Genomic DNA, 24,249 nt, shown 5'->3' with positions numbered 1-24,249 from the left:
TAGCGCCGACGCCGGCCACGGAATAGCCGAGCAGGTCGAACCCGACCGCCACGTGCGCCCCCGCGGCCGGCGCGACGGCGCGCGCCGCGCGCCGGCCGGCACCGCCCTGCATTGCTTGCCCGCTCACAGTCGTGCGCCCTCCCCTGCGGCCACCCGCAGCACGTCGGCGAACACGCCGGCGGCCGTCACTTCCGGGCCGGCGCCCGGCCCCTGCACCACCAGCGGATTGTCGCAGTAGCGGCGGGTGGTGAACTGCACCACGTTGTCGGTCAGGCGCAGGTTGGCGAAGGCATGGTCGGCCGGCAGTTCCACCAGTCCGACGCTGGGCGCCTGCCCCGGCGCGAACTGCGCTACATAGCGCAGCACCTGGCCACGCGCACGGGCAGCGGCCAGACGCTGCGCGAACGCGGCATCCACCTCGTGCAGGCGCGCCATGAAATCCTCCACGCTGGCCTGGCGCAGCGCATCGGGCACCAGGCTTTCCACCGCCACGCCTTCAAGGCTGAGCGGGTGGCCGGCCTCGCGCGCCAGGATCACCAGCTTGCGCGCCACGTCCACGCCGGACAGATCGTCGCGCGGGTCCGGCTCGGTGTAGCCCATTGCCCGCGCCTGCGCGACCAGCTGAGAGAACGGCACGCTGCCGTCGTACTTGTTGAACAGCCAGGCCAGCGTGCCGGAGAAGATGCCGGCGATCGCGGTGACTTCGTCGCCGGTATCGACCAGGTCGCGCAGCGTGGTGATGACCGGCAGCCCGGCGCCCACCGTGGCCTCGTAGCGGAAACGCGCGCCGGTCGCGCCGGCCGCCTCGCGGATGGCCTGGTAGCGCGCCAGCGGCCCGGAGCCGGCCTGTTTGTTCGGGGTGACCACGTGGATGCCGGCGGCGAGCCAACCGGCATAGCGGTCGGCCACTTCCGGGCTGCCGCTGCAGTCGATGACCAGGGTGTGCGGCAGGCGGGCGGACAGCAGGTGTTCGGTGAAGCGATCCAGGTCGGCCGGTTCCGCGGCAGCCTCGAACGCGGCCTTCCAGTCGCCCTGCACGCCACGCGCGTCCAGCAGCATGCGGTTGCGCGACAGCACCGCGCGCAGGCGCAGGTCCAGCTTGGTCCGCGCCAGCAGCTGCGGCTGGGCGACGCGCAGCTGCTCCAGCAGCGCCGCGCCGACATTGCCCGGGCCGATCACGCCCACCGAGAAGGTCTGCGGCGACAGCCAGAACCCGGCATGCGCCGCGCGCAGCGCCTTGGTGGCGTCACGCGCGTCGATGGCCACCGAGATGTTGCGTTCGGACGAGCCCTGGGCGATGGCCAGGATGTTGACCTGCGCCCGCCCCAGCGCCTCGAACAGGCGCGCGGCCACGCCCGGTTGGCCGGCCATGCCGTCGCCCACCGCGGCCAGCACGCTCACGCCCTCGGTCAGCTGCACGCGCTGCACCTGGCCGGCGGCCAGTTCGTGCGAGAACGCCTGCACCAGCGCATCGCGCGCGCGCGCCGCCTCGGCCTGGCGCACCACGCAGCAGATCGAATGCTCGGACGAGCCCTGCGAGATCATCACCACCGACACGTGCGCGTTGCGCAGCGCGGCGAACACGCGCTCGGCGGTGCCCGGCACGCCGATCAGGCCGGTGCCCTCGACGTTCAGCACGGCCAGATCGGGGCTGAGCGTCAGCCCCTTGATCGGCCCGCTGCCGGCGCTGACCGCGGTGATGCGGGTGCCCGGATGCTGCGGCTGGAAGGTATTGCGGATGATGATCGGCAGGCCGCGCTCGATCGCCGGCGACATGGTCTGCGGGTGCACCACCTTGGCGCCGAAATAGGCCAGTTCGCAGGCCTCGTCGTAGCTGAGCGCCTCCAGCTGCACCGCCTCGGGCACCACCCGCGGATCGGCCGACAGCACGCCGTCCACGTCGGTCCAGATATGCAGTTCGTCGGCGGCGAACAGCGCGGCGAAGATCGCGCCGGAGAAATCGCTGCCGTTGCGGCCCAGCGTGGTGATGTTGCCCTTGCGGTCGCGGGCGACGAAGCCGGTCACCACCAGCCGCCGCGCCGGGTGCGACTGCCGCCACAGCGCCAGCCTGGCGGCGCTGGACTTCCAGTCCACGTCCACGCCGAGTTCGCCGTGGTCGACCACCAGCACCTCGCGCGCGTCCAGCACGTCGGCGTCTTCGCCCAGCGCCTGCAGGTGGTGGCCGAGCAGGTGCGCGGAGAACACTTCGCCCAGGCCCTGCACGCGGTCCAGCACTTCCTGCGGCAGCTCGCCGATCACCGCCAGCGCGGCGAGGATCTCGCGCAGGCGGTTGAAGCGCGCATCCAGCCATTCGATGGTCGGCCCGGAGTTCTCGGCCAGCAGCGCCACCGCCGCCGCGCGGTGGCGGGCGCGCAGTTCATGCCAGCGCTCGTCCCAGGCCGGGTCGGCGCCGGCTGCCAGCCGGGCCAGGTCGATCAGCGCATCGGTGACGCCCTTCATCGCCGAGACCACGGTGACCTGCACGTGTTCCTCGCGCGCCAGCAGCAGCTGGGCCACGTGGCGGTAGCGGTCGGCGTCGGCCACCGAAGTGCCGCCGAACTTGTGGACGACACTGCGGACGGCGGCGTCCGCGGCGGGAGCGAGGGGTGAAGCGGCAACTGGCGACATCGGATGAACCTCGGCTGGAGGCCCCGACACGCATCAGGATGGGAGCCCCCGCATCCTGATCCGGGTGCGGGGCCGTGGTTTTCGGAAACTACGCGAAGACGACGGGCCGCACCGGGCGAGTGGTGACGGTAATGGTGGTGGTAATGGACGCGCGGCCGCAGCTGCCCGGCAGCGCGCCTGCAGGCGGCTGGACGAAGGCGAAGTTGGGCGACGGCGTGTGCATGCGGTCAAGAGGACACCAGCCGTGAATGCGCTGTCAAGTGTTGCGGCGCAAAAGGCCACTTGCGCCCATCGTCGGCGAACGCGCACTTATCGGTTGCAAATGTCATCAACGCCGATCATCGCCCATCTATCCGGCAAGCATCGGTAAAACGCGCCTTCGTCAATGGCAGGCCGCGGCCGCGCGCAGTCGCCCGACGGATGCCTGCGGACCACCGGCTGGAAAGCGCCGACCGGCGGAACTGCGCCGAACGCGCGCATTCCGCTGCGCCACGGGGCGGTTCAATGCGGAGCCAGTGCCTCCGGTGCGGGCCGGTGCGCGGCCGCGCTCGACACCACGCCGGCCAACAGGCAGCCGGCCGCCAGCAGCTCCAGCGGCAGCGGCCAGCGCTGCTGCCAGAGGAAGCCGTAGAGCAGGCCGAACAGGGTCTCGAACACGATCATCTGCCCGCCCAGGGTGAGCGGCAGCGCACGGCTGGCGCGGTTCCAGCAGGCGTTGCCGAGGATCGAGGCCAGCACCGCCACCGCCGCGGCGACCAGCCAGAACTGCCCCCACTCGGCCGGCGGACGCCCCTGCCCTCCACCGGCGAACGCGAGCGGCGCCACCAGCAGCGCCAGGCCGCCGGTCGCCACGCCGGTCAACAGCGACCAGTCATGCCCGGATACATCCGGGCAGCGCGCCAGCCAGCGCGTATTGCCCACCGAGTACACCGTCCACGACAGCAGCGCGCCGACCGCGCACAGCAGGCCGAGCAGGCGCCGCCCGGTATCGGCGTGCACATGCGAAGAGGCCATCGCCGCCCATCCCATCAGCACCACCCCGGCCACGCACAGGGCCAGCGCCGGCGCCAGCTTCGACAGCGGCACCGCGCCCGGCTCGCGCGAGGCGGTGACCGCCACCAGCACCGGCACCATGCCGACGATCAGCGACGCCGCCGCGCCGCCGCTCCACTGCACCGAGATGGACAGCAGCACGTAATACAGCAGGTTGCCCAGCAGGCTGAGCCAGGCCAGGGCGCCCCATTCGGCGCGGCCGATGCGCGACCGCAGCGCCGGCCAGCGCGGCACCAGGAGCACCAGCGCGATCGCGCCATAGACCAGGTAGCGCGCGGCCGCCAGTTGCAGCGGCGCGAATCCGGCGAGCATGGCCGGGGCCAGGAACACCACGCCCCACAGCGCCCCGGAGGCCACGCCGTTGGCGATCCCGACACTCATCGAACGACTCACGCTTGCCGCACCATTGCCACGGAGAAGGGCGCGCAGTGTAGGCAGCGCCCGGGCGGCGCGTCTTGACCCAGGCTATTGCCGGGCGCGCCACTGCCGCGGCGTGCGCCCGCTCTCCCGGCGCAGCGCACGGGTGAACGCGCTCTGCTCGGAATAGCCGGCACGCTGGGCGATGTCGCTGAGGCTGGCATCGCTGCCCAGCAGCTGGCGCTTGGCCCAGCGCAGGCGCGCGGCACCGACCCATGCCAATGGCGGCAGCCCGAACTCGCGGACGAACAGCGCATGCAGGCGGCTGCCGCTGACCCCGGCCATGGCTGCCATGCGCCCCACCGACCAATCCAGGCCCGGTGCCGAGACCACGGCCATGCATACGCCCTGCAGCCGCGCGCCGCTGCCAGCCGGGGCGAAATGCCGCAGCAGGCGCGGCAGCGGATCGCCCACCAGCCCGCTTGCCGGCAGTTCGCGCAGGCGCTGGCGCACCTCGATCGGCAGCGCCAGCCAGGGTTTGCGGTAAAGGTGTTCCAGCGTGTCGTCGTCGAGCACGCCTGCCGGACAGTCAACGATCAGGCAGCTGTGCTCGCCCAGCGCTTCCAGGTCGTGGGTCTGGCCCGGTGCGACGAAAGCGCCCTGCAACCGGTCCAGGTGGCCGCCCGCGCCGCCCACTTCGAACTGCAGCTCGCCGTGCACCGGCAGCACCCATTGCGCATAGTCGTGGCACTCCAGCCCGGTGGGCCCGAGGTAACGGCGCAGGTGGGGAGTACTGGCGGACATGCAGGCAGTCTGCGCAGGAGGTGGCGGTCGCGGCAAGCATTGCGCGGCAGATGGAACGATGGCGGCCCCGACACGATTCGAACGTGCGACCTGTCCCTTAGGAGGGGACCGCTCTATCCAGCTGAGCTACGGGGCCTGCGGACGCGTATTGTGGCATGCCGCCGCCGCATCCGGCATCCACCCTGCGCCAAGAAACATGCGCGGCTCTGCTAAAATCGCGGTTCTGCATGCCGCACCCCACCTCTGCCAGCGGCTGCGCCCCCCAACGCAAAGCAATCAGGAGATTTCATGTCCTTCGAAATGCTCAAGGCGCTCGGCCTCGACGCTTCCAACGCTGGCACCTATCTGGGCAACGGCGAGTGGTCCACCGCTACCGGCGCGGGCGTGCTCAAGCCACAGAACCCGACCACCGGCGAAGTGATCGCCGAGGTCCAGGCCACCACCGAGGCCGACTACGAAACCATCGTCGCCCGCGCCCAGGAAGCCTACAAGGTGTGGCGCACCACCCCGGCACCGCGCCGCGGCGAGGCCGTGCGCCTGTGCGGAGAAGCACTGCGCAGGCACAAGGACGCGCTGGGCTCGCTGGTCGCGCTGGAAATGGGCAAGTCCAAGCCGGAAGGCGACGGTGAAGTGCAGGAGATGATCGACATCGCCGACTTCGCGCTGGGCCAGAGCCGCATGCTGTACGGCTACACCATGCATTCCGAGCGCCCCGGCCACCGCATGTACGAGCAGTACCAGCCGCTGGGCCTGGTCGGCATCATCTCGGCGTTCAACTTCCCGGTCGCGGTGTGGGCGTGGAACTCGTTCCTGGCCGCGATCTGCGGCGACGTGTGCATCTGGAAGCCGTCCAACAAGACCCCGCTGACCGCCATCGCCTCGATGAAGATCTGCAACGAGGCACTGAAGGAAGGCGGCTTCCCGGACATCTTCTTCCTGATCAACGACGCCGGCACCGCCCTGTCGGAAAGGCTGGTCGCCGACACCCGCGTGCCGCTGATCTCCTTCACCGGCTCCACCCAGGTCGGCCGCACCGTCAACCAGGTCGTGGCCAAGCGCCTGGGCCGCTGCCTGCTGGAACTCGGCGGCAACAACGCCATCATCCTGGACGAGACCGCCGACCTGAAGCTGGCCGTGCCGGGCATCGTGTTCGGCGCCGTCGGCACCGCCGGCCAGCGCTGCACCACCACCCGCCGCCTGATCGTGCACGAATCGATCTATGACAACGTGCTGGCCACCCTGATCAAGGCCTACAAGCAGGTCGAGGGCAAGATCGGTGACCCGCTGGATGCGGCCAACCTGATGGGCCCGCTGAACAGCCCGGAAGCCGTGCAGCAATTCCTGGCCTCGATCGCCAAGGCCAAGGCCGCCGGCGGCACCGTCGAGACCGGCGGCACCGCCATTGATCGCGCAGGCAACTTCGTGCTGCCGGCGATCGTCACCGGCCTGAAGAACAGCGACGAGGTCGTCCAGCACGAGACCTTCGCGCCGATCCTGTACGTGATGAAGTACTCGACCCTGGACGAAGCCATCGACATGCAGAACGGCGTGCCGCAGGGCCTGTCCTCGTCGATCTTCACCACCAACCTGAAGTCGGCCGAGAAGTTCCTGTCGGCCGCCGGCAGCGACTGCGGCATCGCCAACGTCAACATCGGCACCTCCGGCGCCGAGATCGGTGGCGCCTTCGGCGGCGAGAAGGAAACCGGCGGCGGCCGCGAGTCCGGTTCGGACGCGTGGAAGGTCTACATGCGCCGCCAGACCAACACCATCAACTACTCCGATTCGCTGCCGCTGGCCCAGGGCATCAAGTTCGACCTGTGATGGTGTTTCCCCGTCTCCCGCCAGGAGAGGGGGAGGCGCGAAGCGCCGGATGAGGGTGCGGAACAGCCCCGCCCCCTCGTCAACCCGCGCCCCGGCCCAGGCCGGCGGCGCGCGCTCCAAGGCCTGCGCGGCAGTGACGCGCAGGCCGCGCCTTTTCGCCCCGGACAGGGGCTTTTTTCCACCCGCAACGGAGTCCCACCGATGAGCATTCCCGCACCACGACAGACCAGCAGCTATGCCGTGATCGCCCTGGTCGCCGGCATCCTCGGCTGGACCCTGCTGCCGTTCCTGGGCAGCATCGGCGGCATCATCTTCGGCCATATGGCGCGCGGCGAGATCCGCCGCAGCAACGGCCAGCTCGACGGCGATGGCCTGGCCGTCACCGGCCTGGTGCTGGGCTGGCTGTCGGTGGCGATGTGGGTGCTCGGCATCCTCGCCTTCATCCTGTTCTTCGGTGGCCTGGCCTGGATCGCCGCATTGAACTCCTGAGGCACGCGTGAGCGCTCCGGCCGATTCGACCCAACGTTTCAGCAGCCGGGTGGCGGACTATGTCCGCTACCGGCCCGGCTATCCGACGGCCCTGCTGGACTGGCTGCATGGCCAGATCGGGGTGCCCGCCGCCACGCCGGTCGCCGACATCGGCGCCGGCACCGGTATTTCCACCCTGATGTTCCTCGACGCCGGCCACCCGGTGGTCGCGGTCGAGCCCAACGCCGCGATGCGGCAGGCCGCCGAGCGCTGGCTGGCGCACGATCATCCGCAGCTGGGCTTCGCCGCCGGCACCGCCGAAGCCACCACCCTGGACGACGCCAGTGTCGGCCTGATCAGCGTCGCCCAGGCCTTCCACTGGTTCAACACCGAGGCGGTGCGGCCGGAATGGCGGCGCATCCTGCGGCCGGGCGGGATGGCGCTGGTGTACTGGAACTCGCGCCTGCTCGACGTCTCGCCGTTCCTGTCCGCCTACGAACAGCTGCTGCAGGACTACGGCACCGATTACAACGCGGTGGCCGAGCGCTACCAGGACGATGCGACGATGCGCGCCTGGTTCGGCGACGGCCTGCGCGGCATGGTCCAGTTGCCGAACACGCAGCACCTGGACTTCGACGGCCTGCGCGGCCGCCTCCTTTCTTCCTCCTATGCGCCGCAGGCCGGCCATCCGCGGCATGCGCCGATGCTGGAGGCCCTGCGCGCCCTGTTCGACGCCCATGCGGTGGACGGACGGGTCGCCTTCGAATACCGAACCCGTGCCTTCATCGGTACGCTGGACTGAAACAGCATGTACCCGCTTGCCCGCCCCTTCCTGTTCGCCCTCGACGCCGAACGCGCCCATGGCCTGACGCTGTCCGCGCTGGAGCTGGCGTGGCGCACCGGCACCACGCCGCTGATCGCGGCGCGGCCGGCGCCGATGCCGACCGCCGCGTTCGGCCTGGACTTCCCCAACCCGGTCGGGCTGGCGGCGGGGCTGGACAAGAACGGCGAGCACATCGACGCGCTGTTCGGCCTGGGCTTCGGCTTCGTCGAGATCGGCACGGTCACCCCGCGCCCGCAGGCCGGCAACCCGAAGCCACGCCTGTTCCGGCTGCCGCGGCATGCGGCGATCATCAACCGCATGGGCTTCAACAACGCCGGCGTCGATGCGCTGGTGCGCAATGTCGAGCGCAGCCGCCAGCGCACCGGGCCGCTGGGCATCAACATCGGCAAGAACAAGGACACTCCCAACGAGGAAGCGCTGTCCGACTACCTGGCCTGCATGGAGAAGGTGTACCCGCTGGCCGACTACATCACCGTCAACATCTCCTCGCCCAACACCGCCGGCCTGCGCGAGCTGCAGGAAGAGCAGGCGTTGCGGCGGCTGGTCGGCGGCCTGCGCGAGGCGCAGGAACGCCTGGCCGCCCAGCATGGCCGGCGCGTTCCGATGCTGGTCAAGGTCGCGCCCGACCTGAGCGACCGCGACATCGAGGCGGCCGCGCGCGTGCTGGGCGAACTGGAAGTGGACGGCGTGATCGCCACCAACACCACCATCGGCCGCGAAGGCATCGAGCACGATCCGCGCGCCGCCGAGACCGGCGGCCTGTCCGGCGCGCCACTGCTGGGCCAGTCCACCCTGGTACTGCGCCGCCTGCGCGCGCGCCTGCCCGAACGCATCCCGCTGATCGGCGTGGGCGGCATCCAGTCCGGCGCCGACGCGGTGGCGAAGATGGCCGCCGGCGCGACCCTGGTGCAGTGCTACAGCGGCCTGGTCTTCCGCGGCCCGGCGCTGATCGGCGAATGCGTGGACGCCATCCGCCGCCGCCGCGAGGCCCCGTCCCGAGGCGCCGTCGCCCCCCTATGACAACCGCTGCACCCTGGTCGCTGACCGAAAACGCCCCGCTGCATTCGCTCAACACCTTCCATGTCGCCGCCCGTGCGCCGCGCCTGCTGCGCGTGAGCGACGCGGCCGCCCTGCCCGAGGCGCTGGCCGCGGTGGCGCCGTCGCCGCTGCTGGTGCTCGGCAGCGGCAGCAACGTGCTGCTCGCCGCCGACCCGGAAGGCACCGTGCTGTGCTTCGACAACCGCGAGGTCGCCATCCTCGAGCACCGCGCCGACCACACCGTGGTTCGCGCCGGCGCCGGCGTGGTCTGGCATGAGCTGGTGCTGTGGTCGCTGGCCGAAGGCCTGTCCGGGCTGGAGAACCTGGCGCTGATCCCCGGCACCGTCGGCGCCGCGCCGATCCAGAACATCGGTGCCTACGGCGCCCAGGTCGGCGAATTCATCCAGGCCGTCGAAGCCTGGGACACCCGGCAACAGGAATGGGTGCAGCTGGACCAGGCGGCCTGCCGCTTCGGCTACCGCGACAGCCTGTTCAAGCACGAAGCCGACCGCTACCTGATCACCGCGGTGCAGTTCCGCCTGCCGCTGCTGCACGAACTGCGCCTGGACTACGCCGGCATCGGCGAGGAACTGCACGCCATGGGCGTGGAACTGCCGGTGGCCGCCGACGTGGCCAATGCGGTCATCGCCATCCGCCGCCGCAAGCTGCCCGACCCGGACGTGCTCGGCAACGCCGGCAGCTTCTTCAAGAACCCGATCCTGCCGCGCGAACAGGTCGAGGTGCTTGCGCAACAGTACCCAGCGCTGCCGGTGTTCCCCGGCGACGACGACGGCAACCGCAAGCTGTCGGCGGCCTGGATGATCCAGGCCTGCGGCTGGAAGGGCCGGCGCGAGGGCGATGCCGGCGTGTCACCGGACCACGCGCTGGTGCTGGTCAACCACGGCAACGCCAGCGGCGCGGACCTGCTGGCCTTCGCCCGCCGCATCTCCGCCTCGGTGCTGGAAACCTTCGGCGTGCCGATCGAGCCCGAACCGCGGCTGGTCGGCGCGCGCTGGTGAACGCCACCACCACGGCAAGCCGCCCCGCTCCGCTGCGCGCGGCGCTGCTGATGTTCGGCAGCGCCATGGCCTTCGGCCTGATGGCCATCGCCATCCGCTACGCCACGGCCTACGTGCCGACCCAGGAAGTGGCCTTCTTCCGCAATGCCTTCGGCCTGCTCGCGCTGCTGCCGATGCTGCTGCGCCCCGGCCACGCGCCGCTGCGCACGCAGCAGCTGCCGCGCTACCTGGTGCGCAGCGCGATCGGCCTGGCCTCGATGCTGTGCGCCTTCTGGGCGCTGGGCCACCTGCCGCTGTCGCAGGCCATCTCGCTGTCCTATTCCACGCCGCTGTTCGTGACCATCGCCGCGGTGCTGTGGCTGGGCGAGACCGTGCGCGCGCGCCGCTGGGCCGCGGTGATCGCCGGCTTCATCGGCGTGCTGGTGATCGTGCGGCCCGGCTCGCACGGCTTCCAGGCCGGCAGCCTGATCGCGGTGGCCGCGGCCATGCTCAGCGCACTGGTGTCGATCCAGATCAAGCAGCTCACCCGCATCGATGGCCCGGATACGGTGGTGCTCTACACCTACGTGTTCTGGGTACCGCTGTCGCTGGTGCCGGCACTGTTCGTGTGGACCTGGCCGACCGGCATCGCCTGGCTGTGGCTGGTGGCCACCGGCGTGCTGGGCACGGTCGGCCAGTTGCTATGGACGCGCGCGCTCAGGCTGGGCGAGTTGTCGGCGCTGACACCGATCAGCTTCACCCAGCTGCCGCTGGTGGTCGCCCTGGGCTGGCTGCTCTTCGACGAACCCCTGGACCGCTGGACCCTGCTGGGCGCGGCCATCATCCTCGCCGCCAACGCCTACATCGCCCACCGCGAGGCGGTGCTGGCGCGCCGGACGCCGCCGAAAGCGCCCTGAAAGCCGGTCCGGCCGATACTGCCGCCATCATGAACGGCGGCAGTGCCGGTACCGGCGCGCCGACATTGATTGGACACCGGCCATGCCACGCTTGCCGCCCTTGGCCTATGGTTCCGAGCGGGGAACGATCGCATGCGCATCCTGGTTGCCGAAGACGACCGCGACATCGCCGCCGGGGTGTGTGCCTCGCTGCAGCGGCAGGGACATGCCGTGGATCACGTCGGCGATGGCGCGCAGGCGGACGCGGCGCTGGCCTCGATCCGCTACGACATGCTGATCCTCGACCTGGGCCTGCCGTCGCTTGAGGGCACCGCGGTGCTGCAGCGCCTGCGCCAGCGCGGCGACAGCCTGCCGGTGCTGGTGGTGACCGCGCGCGATGGCCTGCAGGAACGGGTGCGCACCCTGGACCTCGGCGCCGACGACTACCTGATCAAGCCCTTTGCGGTGGACGAACTGGAAGCGCGGGTGCGCGCCCAGCTGCGCCGGGTCACCAGCAACGGCCAGCCGGAACTGCGCATCGGCAGGCTGCGCCTGGACCTGCCCGGGCACCGCGTCTGGATGAACACCGATCCGCTGGAGCTCACCGCCCGCGAGTTCGGCCTGCTCTCGGCGCTGGCCACCCGCCCGGACCGCATCAGCTCGCGCGCGCAGCTAGTCGAAGCCCTGTGCAGCTGGGACGAGGAACTGACCGACAACGGCCTGGACATCGCCCTGCACCGGCTGCGGCGCAAGCTGCGCCCAGGCGGCATGGGCATCCGCACCGTGCGCGGGCTGGGCTACATGCTGGAGGAAGCGGCCGAGTGAGCACGCTGCGCGCGCGCCATCCCAGCCTGCGCCGGCGCCTGCTGGCGTTCCTGGCGCTGCCGATGCTGGTCCTGCTGCTGCTCAACGCGGTGATCACCTATCGCATCGCGCTGGCCTATTCCAACCACCTGCACGACCGCAACCTGCTCGACGACACGCAGTCCTTCGCGCGGATGCTGCAGACCATGCCGTTGAGCGGGGAACTGTCGCCGCAGGCGCGCTTCCTGCTCGAATACGATCCCGACGGCCACGGCTATTTCAACGTGGACAGCCTGCACCACGGCATCCTGGTCAGCAATGCCGATTTCAGCGCGGTGGCCAAGTCCCGGGACTGCGTCGATTCGACGCCGCTGCTGTACAGCGCACACCTCAACCAGCAGAAAGTGCGCCTGGCCACACTGTGCATCCAGAGCGCGACCGACCCGGGCGACCGGCTGGCGGTGACCGTCGGCGAGACCTTCGACGACCGCCGCCAGCGCGCCCAGGAAATCCTGATGATCACCATCCCGATGATGGCCCTGCTGATGCTGTGCGTCGGCGCGCTGGTCTGGTTCGGGGTCAATCACGGCCTGCGCATCCTGCGCCCGCTGACCCGGCAGCTGGCCGAGCGCAAGCGCGACCTTGCGCCGATCTCCAACCCGGACGTGCCGCGCGAAATCCTGCCGCTGATCGAGACCATCGATGGCCTGTTCGGGCGCCTGGCGGAAATGATCGCGCTGCAGGAGCGCTTCGTCGCCGATGCCGCGCACCAGCTGCGCACGCCGCTGGCCGGCATCAGCCTGCATGTGGACCGCGCGTTGAGCGCCACCGACGGCAAGACCCGGACCGAGGCGCTGGAACACGTGCGCCGCCTCAACCAGCGCACCGCCCGCGTCTCCGGCCAGCTGCTGGCGCTGACCCGCGCGCAGGCCTCGCCGGCGGTGGTGGAGACGCTGGACCTGACCGCGCTGGTGCCCGAATGGGTCGCCATGCGCGTGCCCGAGGCGATCCGCGCCGGCGTCGACCTGGGCTACCAGCGGCCGGACGAAACCCTGCGGGTTCCCGGCTATGCGCCGGTGCTGCAGGAGGCACTGGACAACCTGATCGACAACGCCCTGCACTACGCCGGCCGCGGCGCGACGGTCACGGTCGGCATCGCGGCCAGCGGCAACCAAGTCGAGCTCTACGTCGAGGACGATGGCCCCGGCGTTCCCGAGGCGGCGATGGCACGCCTGGGCGAACGCTTCTATCGGGTCGCCGGTACGCAGGAAAACGGTACCGGGCTGGGACTTGCGATCGCGCATGAAGCGGTGGAGCACTTCCGCGGCACGATCCACTACCAGACTTCGGTTCCGCATGGTCTCAAGGTTTCCATCCTGCTGCCCCGGCTTACCCCGTAGAGCGGGGCCACGCCCCGCCTGCGCCTTGTCGGTGAGGCCCCTGCCGGGCGGCGCCCGGCGCTACGGAACCTCCAACGTTACCGTTGATGAATACACGCCGGTCCATTGCCGGGCCTGAAAGGCTGGCGAAAAGGCCGGCTGCGATCCTTCGCCCATCTGCAGGAAGGTGAATGCGTGACGATGCCAGGTTCCCAGGAGTTTCTGTTCGAAGGCGGCCGCAGCGGCGTGCTGCTGATCCACGGCCTGACCGGCACGCCGATGGAGATGCGCCTGCTCGGCAAGGGCCTGGCCAATGCCGGCTTCACCGTGCACGGGGTGCAGCTGCCCGGCCATTGCGGCAGCGTCGAGGAACTGGTCGCCACCCGCTGGCAGGACTGGTACGGCGGCGTCGAACGTGCCGCCGAACGCCTGCGCGCGCGGGTGGACACGCTGTTCGTCGGCGGACTGTCGATGGGCGCGGTGCTGGCGCTGGCGCTGGCCGCCGAGCGTCCTGAACTGGTCGCAGGAGTCGGCGTATACGGCGCCACCTTCCGCTATGACGGCTGGAACATCCCCGCGATCGCGAAACTGTCGTTCCTGCTGCCGCTGTTCAAGCGGCTGGGCATCGGCCGCAACCGCATGTTCATGGAGGAGCCGCCCTACGGGCTGCGCGACGAGCGCATCCGTGCCCAGGTCAGCGCCTCGATGCTGTCCGGCGACAGCGCCGCCGCCGGCCTGCCCGGCAACCCATGGCCGGCGCTGGCCGAAATGCATGGGCTGGCCGCCTGGGTGAAGCCGCGCCTGCCAAAGGTTGTCGCCCCGTGCCTGATCGCGCACGCGCGCGAGGACGACATCGCCAGCCTCGACAACGCCCGGCTGGTGGCCGCGCGCGTCGCCGGCCCCACCGAAATGCTGATCCTGGAAAACAGCTACCACATGATCACGATCGACCGCGAACGGCGCCTGCTGATCGAGCGCAGCGCCGAGTTCTTCAACGCCATCGCCGCCGGCCGGACGCTGGCCGACGCCGCCTGATGTCCGCGCTCGTCGTCACCCTGTGGCTGCTCAACGTGCTGCTGGATACCGGCGGGCAACTGGCGTTCAAGGCGGCGGCGGGGGATCCGGATGCCGGCGAAGGCTTCGCGCGCTGGAAGCACATGCTGTCGCGGCCGTGGCTGGGCCTGGGCATCGCCTGCTACGTGCTGGAATTCGTGGTCTGGATCGCCTTCCTGTCGCTGGTGCCGCTCTCGCGCGGCGTGCTGCTCGGCTCGATCAACATCGTCGCGCTGATGCTCGCCGGGCGCTTCCTGTTCAAGGAACGCCTGACCCGCCTGCGCGTGGCCGGCATGCTGCTGGTCAGCCTTGGCGTGGCCGTGGTGGGGGTGGCCGGATGAGGCGCCTGTACCTGGTCGGGTTCCCGCTGCTGATGGCCTTCGACACCCTGGCCCAGCTGTGCTTCAAGCTGGCCGGCGACGGCGCGCTGCCGGTGGAGGCCAATACCGCCTGGGTGCTGCGGGTGCTGTCCCAGCCCTGGGTGTACGGCGCCATCCTCGGCTACATCGGCGCGTTCTTCACCTGGATGAGCCTGCTCAAGCACGCTCCGATCGGGCCCGCGTTCGCCGCCTCGCACCTGGAGGTGGTCAGCGTGCTGCTGCTTTCGGCCTGGCTGCTGCACGAACCTGTCGGCCCGCTACACCTGCTCGGCGCGGCCCTGATCGTGGCCGGCATCGTCTGTCTCGGCGTCGCCGAATCCGACGATCCGCATTCACCGGCCCCTGCCGGCGACACGCAGGAATGAGCCGGCGCTTTCCCGGCGAACTGCCGCCCACCGCCGGGCTCCCGTTGCGGTGGCGGGATTTCCTGCCGGGGGACGCGGAACTGGGCGACACACTGGCCCAGCTGCTGGGTACGCCGCCGATGCAGCTGGAGTGCTCGGGCACCTCGGCGCTGCGCATCGCATTGCAGACCCTGCAGCAACTGCAGCCGCAGCGGCGCGTGGTGATCGTGCCCGCCTATACCTGCCCGCTGGTCGCCATCGCGGTGCACAGCCTCGGGCTGGAACTGCGCCTGTGCGATCTGGCGCCGGGGGGCTTCGACTTCGACCACCACGCGCTCACGGCCCTCTGCGACACGGACACGCTGGCGGTGGTTCCAACCCACCTCGGTGGCCGCGTCGCCGACGTGGAGCGCGCCTGCGCCATCGCCGGCCGCCATGGCATCTTCGTCATCGAGGATGCCGCGCAGGCGCTGGGCGCCGTCGATCGCGGCCGCAGCGTCGGCCTGCGCGGCGACATCGGCCTCTTCAGCCTCGCCGCCGGCAAGGGCCTGAGCCTGTTCGAAGGCGGCCTGCTGCTCGCCCGCGACCCTGACCTGCGCGCACTGCTGGGCCGGATCTCACGGCAGCACATCCACAGCGACTGGCGCTGGGAGCTGCGGCGCAGCGTGGAACTGCTCGGGCTCGCCGCATGCTACCGCCCTTCGCTGCTGCCGCTGGCCTATGGCCGGCCGCTGCGGCGCGCGCTGGCCGCTGGCGATCCGGAAGCGGCGGTCGGCGACGTGTTTCCACTGCAGATCCCGCAACACCGCGTCGGCCGCTGGCGCCGCGCCGTCGGCAACCGCGCCGCCACGCGCCTGCCGGCCTTCCTCGACGAGGGCCGGGCGCGTGCGCAACGCTGGAACGCCCGGCTGCGGGAGCTGCCAGGCGTACAGGTCCACGACGACCCGCCCGGAGCACGGGGAGTATGGCCGCTGCTGATGCTGCGGTTTGCCGACGGCGGCCAGCGCGACGCCGCCCTGCGGCGGCTGTGGACGCGCGGACTCGGCGTGAGCCGCATGTTCATCCACGCCCTGCCCGACTACGCCTACCTGCGCGGCATCGTCCCCGCCGTGGACACGCCCAACGCACGCGACTTCGCCGCGCGCACGCTGACCATCGGCAACAGCCCGTGGCTGGATGACGCCCGCTTCGAGGTCGTCGTCGAGGAACTGCGCGCCGCGCTCGCCCCATAGCGGGGCTTACCCGAATGGGTATTTCACCCTGTAGAGCGGCGCTACGCCCCGCTGCAGCATTCCCGATCAAGCCCCCAAGCTGGCATCGCCCGGCGCTACGACTTCGTGGACGGATGCGCCGTGTCGTCGTGCTCGACCGGAGCATGTTCGACGGAGGCATGTTCGACAGGAACCGGCTCGCAATCCTCGCTGAAAGCCACCTCGCCGAATTTCCAGCCCAGCGGTCGCCGCACCGTGCCCCAGAAGCGGCGTACCGCATGCCATTGCATGGCAAGCACACCGCGCTGGTTGTCGGCATCGACCACCGGATCGGCCACGCCGGTCGGACGGATCGGCTCGCCATACAGCGCGGTGCCGAACAGCACGTCCCAGAAGGCGAACACCTGGCCGAAATTGCAGTTGTGCAGGCCCGGCCGCTGCGGATCCACGACCATGTGGTGCAGGCGGTGGAAGACAAGATCCACCGCCACCCGGCTGCCCCAGCGGCCAAAGCCGAAACGGACATTGGTATGCGAGTAGTTCTGCACCAGTTCGCCGAGCAGCATCAGCGCGGCGAATTCGTCGGCTTCCACTCCGGCCAGCAGCCCTACCCCTGCCAGGATCACCGACTGCAGCATGCCGTCCAGCCAGCTGCCGCGGTCGTTCGACCAGCAGCTCAGCTGGCGCTGGCTGTGGTGCAGGCTGTGCAGCGCCCACCACCACGGAATCGCGTGCTGGGCGCGGTGCATCCAGTAGTAGACGAAGTCGTACAGCAGGTAATAGACCGCGAACAGCAGCCACGGATGCTGCTGGAACCATGGCACCCACGCGCGCAGACCGTGCGGTCCCTGCACCGTCTCGGGGCTGCCGCCCAGCGAGGCCAGCGGCGCCAGCACCAGGTAACTGAACAGCGGGAACAGCCCCAGCAGCATCAGCAGGGTGTAGGTGCGGTCCACGCGGGTCAGGTTCCGGTCCTGCCAGCGTTCGGCAGGCCACAGGCTTTCCAGCGGCCGGAACACGCCGGCGATCAGCGTCAGCTGCAGCGCGGTCAGCAGCAGCGCGATGGCGATGTCATGGGGATCGTCGTGGCGCCCCAGCGCCTGCAGCGCCGGCGTCACCACGTGATCGGCCAGCCACATCACCGGCGCCCAGCCGTGCACGTCCATCTCAGCGCGGCCCCGCGCCCGGCACCTCGGCCAGCGCCGACAGCAGGCGCTGGTTCACCTCGCGCTGCTGCGCCTGCCATGCATGCAGGGTATGGCCGGGAATCTCCGGCTGCCCATCCAGCGCCGACAACAGCCGCTTGATCCGGCTGAGGTAGCGGTACTGCGACACCTCGCCGGTGATGTCGCTGCCCACCAGCCCGCCCTCGTGCAGCGCGTGGATCACCGCCAGCGCATGGCCGAGGCGGAAACGCCCCTGGTCCCAGTTGGTGCGCGCCACCTCTTCGGCGAACACGTCCTTGTCGATGGACAGGTAGGTCGGCTGCGGCCGCCGCTGCTGCTCCGCGACGAAGGCTTCCACCAGCGCCGAAGGCGAATCGAAACTGCGGAAGCCACGGCCCAGGCCCATGTACCGCGCCCAGCGCACCGGCACGCCCATGCTCCAATAGGTGAGCCTGCCCGACAGCAGCGGCCGCCAGCGGTTCTCCCAGGCGTGCGCGCTGCCGATGTCGTGCGAGGTGATGCCCAGCACATGCACGTGGCTGATCTGCGGCAACGCCGCCGCCCAGCCGACCCAGGAACCGCAGTGGATGCCGAACGGGTAGCGCATGTTGTCCGGATGGTTGTCCAGCACCACCAGCTGGTACCGGGCACCGGCATCCAGGCGGCGCAGCAGCGGATAGCTCAGGTGGTGGAAATCGCCGCTGCCGAACAGCACCGTGCCATGGCGGGCCGGCAGCCGTTCGTCGAGCAGGGCCGAGAACCGGCGCAGGCTGGCCCGCGAACAGGCAAAACGCAGTTCCTCCTGCCAGTCCTGCAGCGCGACGACGCGCTCGCCGCCGAGCGGCAGCACCGAACCGTCCACATCGAGTACGACCGGGGACCGCAGCGCATCAGCCTCCATGCTCAACCTCCGCCATCGGCTTCGCCCTGGAACAGATGCGCGCAGCGCCGCAGCACCGCCCTCAGCAAGGGATTGCGCGCGCGTACCGCATGCCAGGTCGGGGTGATGCTGGCGCCGAGATACCGCTTGATGCGCGAATCGGTCCAGCCGGCGACGTAGTGGCCCAGGCCCTGGTCCAACGCGTACTGCAGGTTGTGCATCCAGCTGACGAAATACAGGTTGCGTTCGCGCGCCTGCGGATAGAGGAAGCCGACGTACTTGTCCACGAGCTTGCCCTCGTACAGGTAGCACAGGTTCCAGCCGATCAGCGTGTCCGCCTCGAAGTACAGGAACATGCGGCCGCTGCTGTCGCGGTCCTGCAGCAGCGCCCTGAGGTAGTCTCCGGTCAGCAGGTCGAAATGCACCTGGCTCTGCGCATGTACGTTGAGGTACAGCTCATGGCAGCGGCGCACTGCGGCTTCGTCGAACCAGGCGTCGCCGGTTTCCAAGCAGCGGATGTCCAGCCCGTCGCGCGCCCTGAGCTTGCGGCGGATGTCCTTGCGCCGGCTCGCCGACAGGCGCGACAGGTACTCGTCCACCGATTCGAAATCGATCGCCACCCAGGCCAGCGGCATGCCTTCCAGCAGCACGAAGCCGGCTTCGCGCAGGGCTTCGACAAAGGCGCCGGCGTGGCGGTTCTCGCGCACCCCCAGCAACGGCGAGTCCACGGCCAGGTCCTTGACGATCAGCAGCCGGCTGTCGCGACCGTGGCGCTCGAGGAGTTCGGCCACCAGCGCCTGCGGGTCGACGCCATGCGGCAGCGGCATGTACTCGGTGGCGGTACAGCCGACGAAGCGCGTCCTCCAGCGCAGCCAGTGCTGCCAGCGGCGATGGCCGGGCAATGCCCGCAGGCGCTGGCACATCGCCTCGTCCAGGGTAGTGGTCAGGTCGTAGTCGGCGAGGAACACCGGCACGCCCGCGGCGGACAACGCGGCTTCGAAACCCTGTGGTGGATGCGCGACGAACTGGCGGACCAGGGTGCCCGGCTCCAGCGCGGTGTCGTATCGGCCGTTCATTTCCGTTCAGGCACTGCGGAGCGCCAGCACCGCGTTCAGGCCACCAAAGGCGAACGAATTGCTCAGCGCGGCGGTGACCGGCATGGCGCGTGCGCTGCCCAGCACGTGGTCCACGCCCTCGCACTGCGGGTCGAGGCTGTCCATGTTGATCGTCGGCGGCACGCGCGATTCGGCCATCGCGCGCAGTACCGCCACCAGTTCCAGCGCACCGGACGCGCCCAGCGCGTGGCCGTGCATGGACTTGGTCGATGACACCGCCACCTGGCGCGCATGCGCGCCGAATACCTGCGCGATGGCGCGCACCTCGTTGATGTCGTTGGCCAGCGTGGCGGTGCCGTGCGCGTTGACGTAATCGACCTGCGCCGGCTCCATTCCCGCATCGGCCAGCGCGGTCCGCATCGCCGATGCCGCGCCGGCCATGTCCGGCGCGACGATGTCGCCGGCATCCGAACTCATGCCGACGCCCGCGATCTCGCCCAGCACCGTGGCGCCGCGCCGCTGCGCATGTTCCAGCGATTCGAGCACGAACATGGCCGCGCCCTCGCCCAGCACCAGTCCCTTGCGGTTGGCGCTGAACGGCCGGCAGGTGTCGTCGGCGAGCACGCGCATCGCTTCCCAGGCACGCATCGCGCCGTAGCTCAGGCTGGCCTCGCTGCCGCCGGCCAGCGCCACGTCCATCGCACCGGCGCGGATCAGCTGCACCGCCTGGGCGATGGCGTGGTTGCTGGACGCACAGGCGCTGGCGACGACGAAACTCGGGCCATGCAGCCCATGGCGCATGCTGATCTGGCTGGCCGCCGCATTGGTCATGGCGCGGATGATGGTCAGCGGGTGCAGGCGCTGCGCATTCTCGGCATAGAGGCGGCGCGACTGCTCGTCCTGCGTGTTCTCGCCGCCCACCGCGGTACCGACGATGCAGCCGGTGCGCTCGGCGCTGCCGCCGGGCTCGAAGCGGAGACCGGACTGGGCGATCGCTTCGCCGGCCGCCAGCAGGGCGAACTGCGCCACCCGGTCCAGCTGCGGCAGTACCTCGCGGCTGAAATGCGGTTCGGGCGTGTAGTCCTCCGGCACCTGCGCGGCGACGCGCACGCGCATCTCGGCCGCGCGCTCGTGGCGCAGCGGCGCGATTGCGCAGCGGCCCTCGCTCAACCCGGCCCACAGCGCCGGCACGCCCAGGCCGAAGGCGCTGACCGCGCCCATGCCGGTCACGACTACCCGTTGTGCGTCGGCGCGCATTTCAGCCTCCGGCGGCCTGGTCCTTGTCGCGCAGGCCCTGCACCACGGCATCGACCAGGTCCTGCAGGGTGTCGCTGCCGAGGCTGTCGGCGCGGCTGTCCGGGAAAGTGAAGTCGAAGTGTTCCTCCAGGTCGAAGATCAGCTCGACCGCATCCAGCGAGGCGACGCCGATGTCCTTCAACGTCGCCTGCGGCGTCAGCGCCGCTGGGTCGATGTTGCCCTGCATATGCTTGAGGATCATGTCGTTGATCGTGGTACGAATGGCGTCCACATCCGGAACTGCGTTCATCGTGCGTCCTCCTGGGTGGGTACTGCATCTCGATCCGGAGCCCGCCGCGCCCACACACGGAGCGCGGCGGCCATGCGGACCGCGTATTACTTCGCCTTGCCGATCAGCTGGTCCAGCAGGGCGATCGCGGTGTCGATCTCCTCGTGCGTGATGTCCAGCGACGGCGCGAAGGTGATGACGTTCTTGTACCAGCCACCGACATCCAGCACCAAGCCCATGCGCTTGCCCTGGTGCAGCAGGTCGCCGGCCAGGCCGATGTCGACCATGCGGTCGAGCAGCTCCTTGTTCGGGGTGAAGCCGTCGGTCTGGCAGATCTCCGCACGCAGCGCCAGGCCCAGGCCGTCGACGTCGCCGATCTCCGGATGCTTCTTCTGCAGCCCGCGCAGGCCGTCGAGGAAGTACGCGCCCTTCTCCGGCACGGTGCGCTCGTAGTCCATTTCCCTGCCCAGCTTCAGTACTTCCAGGCCCAGGCGGGTGCCCAGCGGATTGGAGTTGAACGTGGAATGGGTGGAACCCGGCGGGAACACGGTCGGGTTGATCAGCTCCTCGCGCGCCCACAGGCCGGACAGGGGGTTCAGGCCATTGGTCAGCGCCTTGCCGAACACCAGCACGTCCGGGGTCACCCCGAAGTGCTCGATCGACCACAGTTTGCCGGTGCGCCAGAAGCCCATCTGGATCTCGTCGACGACCATCAGGATGCCGTACTTGTCCAGCACGCGCTTGAGGCCGGTGAAGAAATTGCGCGGCGGGATGACATAGCCGCCGGTGCCCTGGATCGGCTCGACGTAGAACGCGGCGTATTCGGCCTGGCCTACCTTGGGGTCCCACACGCCGTTGTATTCGCTCTCGAACAGGCGCTCGAACTGCCACACGCAATGATCGGAGTACTCGTCCGGGGTCATGCCCTTCGGGCGACGGAACGGATACGGGAACGGAATGAACATCGCGCGCTCGCCGAAGTGGCCGTAACGGCGGCGATAGCGGTAGCTGGAGGTGATCGACGAGGCGCCCAGGGTACGGCCGTGGTAGCCGCCCTCGAAGGCGAACATCAGGCTCTTGCCGCCGCGCGCGTTGCGCACGATCTTCAGCGAATCCTCGATCGCCTGCGCGCCGCCGACGTTGAAGTGCACGCGGCCATCAAGGCCGAATTTTTCCCTGGCATCCACCGCGATGGTTTTGGCCAGCTGCACGCGGGTCGGGTGCAGGTACTGGCTGGCGACCTGCGGCAGCTGGTCGATCTGGTCCTTGAGCACGTCGTTCAGGCGCTTGTTGGAATAGCCGAAATTGCACGCCGAGTACCACATCTGCAGGTCCAGGAACGGCGTGCCCTGCGCATCGAACATGTAGCTGCCTTCGCAGCGGTGGAAGATCTTCGGCGGGTCCACGTAGTGCACGGTGTCGCCGAAGGAGCTGTAGCGCGCCTCGTCGGCGAGCAGCTGGGAATCGTCGATCAGGGGGGCAACGTTCTTGTCGAATGCATTCATCGGGAGGGCCTGGTGGGTTCGAGGCGGTCAGGCCGGCAGCGCGGCCGGCAACGGGGAATGGGCGGGCGGCAGCAGGCTTCCATCGAGCAGGCGCGGCAGCAGCTCGATGGCGTCCTGGAAGCCGGCGATGGGCATGTAGGGAATGCCGGCGGCGCGGCAATGCTCGATGAGCCTGTGCTTGGCGAAGACGAAATCGACGCGGTTGGCGACACAGAAATCGGAAGCGCCATCGCCGATGAGCAGCACGCGTTCGTCATCGCGCCTGCGGCCCGGCGCGGCGAAGCTGCATTTGCAGGTGCCGCTTCCGCAGCCTTCGGCCTGCAGCGGCGACTCCAGCGTCCAGCGATCGGGCGCGCGCGCAACGAGGTGGTTCGCCGACACCGGCAGGTCCTGCAGGCCGTGCCGGGCGAGGATGCGGTGGATCGCGTGATCCAGGCCATCGCTGACGATGCGCAGCGGCACGCCCGCGGCAGCGGCATGCCCGACGAAATCGGGAAAGCCCTGGTCGATGCGCACCGCGTCCAGGTGCGCGTCCAGCGTCGGGCGATCCAGTTCCAGCAGTTCCACCTGCCCGCGCATGCACTGCCGCGAGCCGATTCGCCCCGCGCGCCAGTCGTCTTCCAGCTGCTGCCAGCCCGGACGGCCGTACTCGCTCAGCAGCGAGTCGATCACATCCTCCACGCTCACCGTGCCATCGAAGTCGCACAGGATGGTCCAACGCATGCATCGCTCCAGCATCTTCGGAAAACGTCGTATCCGCTTGATGGGGCACTCTAGGCAGGGTTTCTTTCGCGTCCCTTTCTCCTGGCCCGCGGGCCGGCGCCGGGTGCTGAAGCGTTAAGCGATGTCGGAAACCTGTTCAGACGGTTACCCCATGGACGCCGGGAACCCTGGGCCGCATGCTGCGGTCCATCACGTTCCCCCACCGCGTGCCGCCCCGATGTCCTCTTCTTCTTTCCGGCTTCCCCTGCTACTGGCCCTAGGCATCGCCAACGCCTTGCTGCTGCCGGCACAGGCACGGGCAGCCGACGATGTCCCCACCGATGGCGACAGGAAGGTCAACATCGCGCTCGGCGTCGGCGGCCAGTACCTGCCGGGCTGGCTCGGTTCGGGCCAGCGCCAATGGCAGACCGTGCCGTTCTTCGACATCGAGATGCCCGGCGTCGGCGAACTGTCCAGCACCGACGGCCTGACCCTGCACCTGCCGCATGACGGGCCGTGGGAAGCCGGCATCTACGGCGACTACCTGTGGGGCCGCAGCCGCTCCGATCTCGGCCCACGGCTGGCCGGGAAAATCCCGTCGCTGTCGCCGCGGGTACATGGCGGCGTCTATGCCGAATACCAGTTCGACGGGCACAGCGCGCTGGGCGCCCGACTCGGCCACGACCTCACCGGCAACGGTGCCTACCTGGCGGCCTACTACGACCGCGACCTGCCGCAGGTCTGGTACATCCAGCATTCCGTGGAACTGGGCTGGCGCGGCATGAACCGCGCGGCGATGAACCGCTACTTCGGCGTGTCCGCGCAGTCGGCCACGCAACTGCAGACCGATGCATGGTCGCCCGGCAGCGGCAGCCAGCAGCTGTCGGCCAACTACTCGGCCTTCGTCCCCACCAGCCAGCACACCGGATTCGCGTTCTCGCTCGACTACTCGCGCCTGCTCGGCGGCGCGGCCTCCAGTCCGCTGGTGCGGCAGTTCGGCAGCCGCAACCAGCTGGAAGAATCCATCGCCTTCGTCTACCACTTCTGAGCAGGCCGTCCGCAGCACGGCCGTGCCGGTCATGGCGCGGACGGCCCGGCCCCACACCTGCCGCAGCCGATCCTGGAACCCGACATCGGCCTGCGACTGGCCGGATCGGGTGCCCCGGCCGGACCCGCTTGAAGACCGGGAACACCCGCGCATCGGGATCGCGCGCGGGCACCACGCCGGTGGTGGCCCCTCATCCCGTCACGGCGCCCGCCGATGCCGCCGGGGGGGGGGGGGGGGGGGGGGGGGGGGGGGGGGGGCGGGGGGGGGGGGGGGGTGTGAGTAGTGGGGCG

Annotated in this window: 23 protein-coding genes, 1 tRNA gene and 1 pseudogene; 13 read left to right on the top strand and 12 right to left on the bottom strand. The window is 69.9% G+C overall.

All coding sequences use genetic code 11. From position 1 onward, the window contains the following. The 5 genes and pseudogenes from QMX80_RS11210 to QMX80_RS11190 form a co-directional block, all read right to left on the bottom strand. Positions 1-112, bottom strand: a pseudogene (locus QMX80_RS11210) (homoserine kinase); the annotation flags it as partial. Positions 113-123: 11 nt separating this feature from the next. Continuing rightward, positions 124-2,628: a bifunctional aspartate kinase/homoserine dehydrogenase I gene (gene thrA, locus QMX80_RS11205; RefSeq protein ID WP_282277110.1), complete on the bottom strand. Its 2,505-nt coding sequence runs from the start codon at positions 2,626-2,628 to the stop codon at positions 124-126. Between the two features lie 501 nt (positions 2,629-3,129). Beyond that, entirely contained in the window at positions 3,130-4,062 is a 933-nt protein-coding gene (locus tag QMX80_RS11200) for a DMT family transporter (protein ID WP_282277109.1), read from the bottom strand. Positions 4,063-4,146: 84 nt separating this feature from the next. Beyond that, entirely contained in the window at positions 4,147-4,842 is a 696-nt protein-coding gene (locus tag QMX80_RS11195) for an AraC family transcriptional regulator (RefSeq protein WP_282277108.1), read from the bottom strand. Positions 4,843-4,901: 59 nt separating this feature from the next. Further along, positions 4,902-4,978, bottom strand: a tRNA-Arg gene (locus tag QMX80_RS11190). 152 nt (positions 4,979-5,130) lie between these two features. On the opposite strand from QMX80_RS11190, the gene QMX80_RS11185 reads away from it, so the two are divergent. The 12 genes from QMX80_RS11185 (at position 5,131) to QMX80_RS11130 (ending at position 16,099) form a co-directional block, all read left to right on the top strand. Then, complete coding sequence (locus QMX80_RS11185) at positions 5,131-6,663, top strand: aldehyde dehydrogenase family protein (RefSeq protein ID WP_282277107.1); 1,533 nt, start codon at positions 5,131-5,133, stop codon at positions 6,661-6,663. 201 nt (positions 6,664-6,864) lie between these two features. Continuing rightward, on the top strand, positions 6,865-7,152 hold the full coding sequence (locus tag QMX80_RS11180; RefSeq protein ID WP_055765116.1) for a DUF4190 domain-containing protein: 288 nt from the start codon (positions 6,865-6,867) through the stop codon (positions 7,150-7,152). Between the two features lie 7 nt (positions 7,153-7,159). Beyond that, positions 7,160-7,933, top strand: a complete 774-nt coding sequence (locus QMX80_RS11175; protein ID WP_282277105.1) for a class I SAM-dependent methyltransferase — start codon at positions 7,160-7,162, stop codon at positions 7,931-7,933. A 6-nt stretch (positions 7,934-7,939) separates the two neighbouring features. Next, positions 7,940-8,995: a quinone-dependent dihydroorotate dehydrogenase gene (locus QMX80_RS11170; RefSeq protein ID WP_282277103.1), complete on the top strand. Its 1,056-nt coding sequence runs from the start codon at positions 7,940-7,942 to the stop codon at positions 8,993-8,995. Further along, positions 8,992-10,032, top strand: coding sequence for a UDP-N-acetylmuramate dehydrogenase (murB, locus tag QMX80_RS11165; RefSeq protein WP_282277102.1), 1,041 nt, complete (start codon positions 8,992-8,994; stop codon positions 10,030-10,032). The genes QMX80_RS11170 and murB overlap by 4 nt, the downstream gene beginning before the upstream one ends. A 32-nt stretch (positions 10,033-10,064) precedes the next feature. Next, positions 10,065-10,928 (top strand): DMT family transporter, encoded by an 864-nt coding sequence (locus QMX80_RS11160; protein WP_152984203.1) that lies wholly within the window; start codon positions 10,065-10,067, stop codon positions 10,926-10,928. A 132-nt stretch (positions 10,929-11,060) separates the two neighbouring features. Continuing rightward, entirely contained in the window at positions 11,061-11,732 is a 672-nt protein-coding gene (locus QMX80_RS11155; protein ID WP_055765107.1) for a response regulator, read from the top strand. Continuing rightward, positions 11,729-13,111: an ATP-binding protein gene (locus QMX80_RS11150; RefSeq protein WP_235504214.1), complete on the top strand. Its 1,383-nt coding sequence runs from the start codon at positions 11,729-11,731 to the stop codon at positions 13,109-13,111. Before QMX80_RS11155 ends, QMX80_RS11150 begins: the two co-directional genes overlap by 4 nt. 180 nt (positions 13,112-13,291) lie before the next feature. Further along, positions 13,292-14,125, top strand: coding sequence for an alpha/beta fold hydrolase (locus QMX80_RS11145; RefSeq protein ID WP_282277100.1), 834 nt, complete (start codon positions 13,292-13,294; stop codon positions 14,123-14,125). After that, positions 14,125-14,484, top strand: a complete 360-nt coding sequence (locus QMX80_RS11140) for an EamA family transporter (protein ID WP_055765103.1) — start codon at positions 14,125-14,127, stop codon at positions 14,482-14,484. The genes QMX80_RS11145 and QMX80_RS11140 overlap by 1 nt, the downstream gene beginning before the upstream one ends. After that, positions 14,481-14,888 carry an EamA family transporter gene (locus QMX80_RS11135; protein WP_282277098.1) on the top strand — a complete coding sequence of 136 codons (408 nt, stop codon included), beginning with the start codon at positions 14,481-14,483 and terminating at the stop codon, positions 14,886-14,888. The genes QMX80_RS11140 and QMX80_RS11135 overlap by 4 nt, the downstream gene beginning before the upstream one ends. Beyond that, positions 14,885-16,099 carry a DegT/DnrJ/EryC1/StrS family aminotransferase gene (locus QMX80_RS11130; RefSeq protein WP_282277097.1) on the top strand — a complete coding sequence of 405 codons (1,215 nt, stop codon included), beginning with the start codon at positions 14,885-14,887 and terminating at the stop codon, positions 16,097-16,099. The genes QMX80_RS11135 and QMX80_RS11130 overlap by 4 nt, the downstream gene beginning before the upstream one ends. Positions 16,100-16,194: 95 nt before the next feature. Here QMX80_RS11130 and QMX80_RS11125 read toward each other — a convergent pair whose 3' ends face one another. The 7 genes from QMX80_RS11125 to QMX80_RS11095 form a co-directional block, all read right to left on the bottom strand. After that, the gene (locus QMX80_RS11125; RefSeq protein ID WP_282277112.1) at positions 16,195-17,217 is read right to left on the bottom strand and encodes a sterol desaturase family protein; all 1,023 of its coding nucleotides are present in this window, start codon (positions 17,215-17,217) and stop codon (positions 16,195-16,197) included. Between the two features lie 28 nt (positions 17,218-17,245). After that, positions 17,246-18,145 (bottom strand): hypothetical protein, encoded by a 900-nt coding sequence (locus tag QMX80_RS11120; RefSeq protein WP_282277096.1) that lies wholly within the window; start codon positions 18,143-18,145, stop codon positions 17,246-17,248. A 2-nt stretch (positions 18,146-18,147) separates the two neighbouring features. After that, the gene (locus tag QMX80_RS11115) at positions 18,148-19,200 is read right to left on the bottom strand and encodes a peptidogalycan biosysnthesis protein (protein WP_282277095.1); all 1,053 of its coding nucleotides are present in this window, start codon (positions 19,198-19,200) and stop codon (positions 18,148-18,150) included. A 6-nt stretch (positions 19,201-19,206) separates the two neighbouring features. Further along, on the bottom strand, positions 19,207-20,436 hold the full coding sequence (locus QMX80_RS11110; RefSeq protein WP_055765092.1) for a beta-ketoacyl-[acyl-carrier-protein] synthase family protein: 1,230 nt from the start codon (positions 20,434-20,436) through the stop codon (positions 19,207-19,209). A gap of 1 nt (position 20,437) precedes the next feature. Then, positions 20,438-20,725 carry a phosphopantetheine-binding protein gene (locus QMX80_RS11105; protein ID WP_055765090.1) on the bottom strand — a complete coding sequence of 96 codons (288 nt, stop codon included), beginning with the start codon at positions 20,723-20,725 and terminating at the stop codon, positions 20,438-20,440. 86 nt (positions 20,726-20,811) lie between these two features. Continuing rightward, positions 20,812-22,209 (bottom strand): aminotransferase class III-fold pyridoxal phosphate-dependent enzyme, encoded by a 1,398-nt coding sequence (locus tag QMX80_RS11100; RefSeq protein ID WP_282277093.1) that lies wholly within the window; start codon positions 22,207-22,209, stop codon positions 20,812-20,814. 27 nt (positions 22,210-22,236) lie between these two features. After that, on the bottom strand, positions 22,237-22,932 hold the full coding sequence (locus QMX80_RS11095; protein ID WP_282277091.1) for an MtnX-like HAD-IB family phosphatase: 696 nt from the start codon (positions 22,930-22,932) through the stop codon (positions 22,237-22,239). Positions 22,933-23,149: 217 nt separating this feature from the next. Here QMX80_RS11095 and QMX80_RS11090 point away from each other — a divergent pair, with 217 nt between their 5' ends. Then, positions 23,150-23,959, top strand: coding sequence for a MipA/OmpV family protein (locus QMX80_RS11090; protein ID WP_273081742.1), 810 nt, complete (start codon positions 23,150-23,152; stop codon positions 23,957-23,959). The last annotated feature ends 290 nt before the right edge of the window (positions 23,960-24,249 follow it).

It is taken from the genome of Stenotrophomonas sp. PS02297 (assembly GCF_029959705.1).
In the GTDB taxonomy this organism is placed as follows: Bacteria; Pseudomonadota; Gammaproteobacteria; order Xanthomonadales; family Xanthomonadaceae; genus Stenotrophomonas; species Stenotrophomonas nitritireducens.
The sequence above is the reverse complement of the archived record's forward strand: the minus strand, read 5'-3'. Positions and strand labels throughout refer to the sequence as shown.

Excerpts from the sequence above, each read along its gene's own strand:
- thrA (WP_282277110.1), bottom strand. The coding sequence starts at position 2,628 with ATGTCGCCAGTTGCCGCTTCACCCCTCGCTCCCGCCGCGGACGCCGCC.
- QMX80_RS11200 (WP_282277109.1), bottom strand. The coding sequence starts at position 4,062 with ATGAGTGTCGGGATCGCCAACGGCGTGGCCTCCGGGGCGCTGTGGGGC.
- QMX80_RS11195 (WP_282277108.1), bottom strand. The coding sequence starts at position 4,842 with ATGTCCGCCAGTACTCCCCACCTGCGCCGTTACCTCGGGCCCACCGGG.
- QMX80_RS11185 (WP_282277107.1), top strand. The coding sequence starts at position 5,131 with ATGTCCTTCGAAATGCTCAAGGCGCTCGGCCTCGACGCTTCCAACGCT.
- QMX80_RS11180 (WP_055765116.1), top strand. The coding sequence starts at position 6,865 with ATGAGCATTCCCGCACCACGACAGACCAGCAGCTATGCCGTGATCGCC.
- QMX80_RS11170 (WP_282277103.1), top strand. The coding sequence starts at position 7,940 with ATGTACCCGCTTGCCCGCCCCTTCCTGTTCGCCCTCGACGCCGAACGC.
- murB (WP_282277102.1), top strand. The coding sequence starts at position 8,992 with ATGACAACCGCTGCACCCTGGTCGCTGACCGAAAACGCCCCGCTGCAT.
- QMX80_RS11155 (WP_055765107.1), top strand. The coding sequence starts at position 11,061 with ATGCGCATCCTGGTTGCCGAAGACGACCGCGACATCGCCGCCGGGGTG.
- QMX80_RS11145 (WP_282277100.1), top strand. The coding sequence starts at position 13,292 with ATGCCAGGTTCCCAGGAGTTTCTGTTCGAAGGCGGCCGCAGCGGCGTG.
- QMX80_RS11140 (WP_055765103.1), top strand. The coding sequence starts at position 14,125 with ATGTCCGCGCTCGTCGTCACCCTGTGGCTGCTCAACGTGCTGCTGGAT.
- QMX80_RS11135 (WP_282277098.1), top strand. The coding sequence starts at position 14,481 with ATGAGGCGCCTGTACCTGGTCGGGTTCCCGCTGCTGATGGCCTTCGAC.
- QMX80_RS11130 (WP_282277097.1), top strand. The coding sequence starts at position 14,885 with ATGAGCCGGCGCTTTCCCGGCGAACTGCCGCCCACCGCCGGGCTCCCG.
- QMX80_RS11125 (WP_282277112.1), bottom strand. The coding sequence starts at position 17,217 with ATGTGGCTGGCCGATCACGTGGTGACGCCGGCGCTGCAGGCGCTGGGG.
- QMX80_RS11120 (WP_282277096.1), bottom strand. The coding sequence starts at position 18,145 with ATGGAGGCTGATGCGCTGCGGTCCCCGGTCGTACTCGATGTGGACGGT.
- QMX80_RS11115 (WP_282277095.1), bottom strand. The coding sequence starts at position 19,200 with ATGAACGGCCGATACGACACCGCGCTGGAGCCGGGCACCCTGGTCCGC.
- QMX80_RS11110 (WP_055765092.1), bottom strand. The coding sequence starts at position 20,436 with ATGCGCGCCGACGCACAACGGGTAGTCGTGACCGGCATGGGCGCGGTC.
- QMX80_RS11105 (WP_055765090.1), bottom strand. The coding sequence starts at position 20,725 with ATGAACGCAGTTCCGGATGTGGACGCCATTCGTACCACGATCAACGAC.
- QMX80_RS11100 (WP_282277093.1), bottom strand. The coding sequence starts at position 22,209 with ATGAATGCATTCGACAAGAACGTTGCCCCCCTGATCGACGATTCCCAG.
- QMX80_RS11095 (WP_282277091.1), bottom strand. The coding sequence starts at position 22,932 with ATGCGTTGGACCATCCTGTGCGACTTCGATGGCACGGTGAGCGTGGAG.
- QMX80_RS11090 (WP_273081742.1), top strand. The coding sequence starts at position 23,150 with ATGTCCTCTTCTTCTTTCCGGCTTCCCCTGCTACTGGCCCTAGGCATC.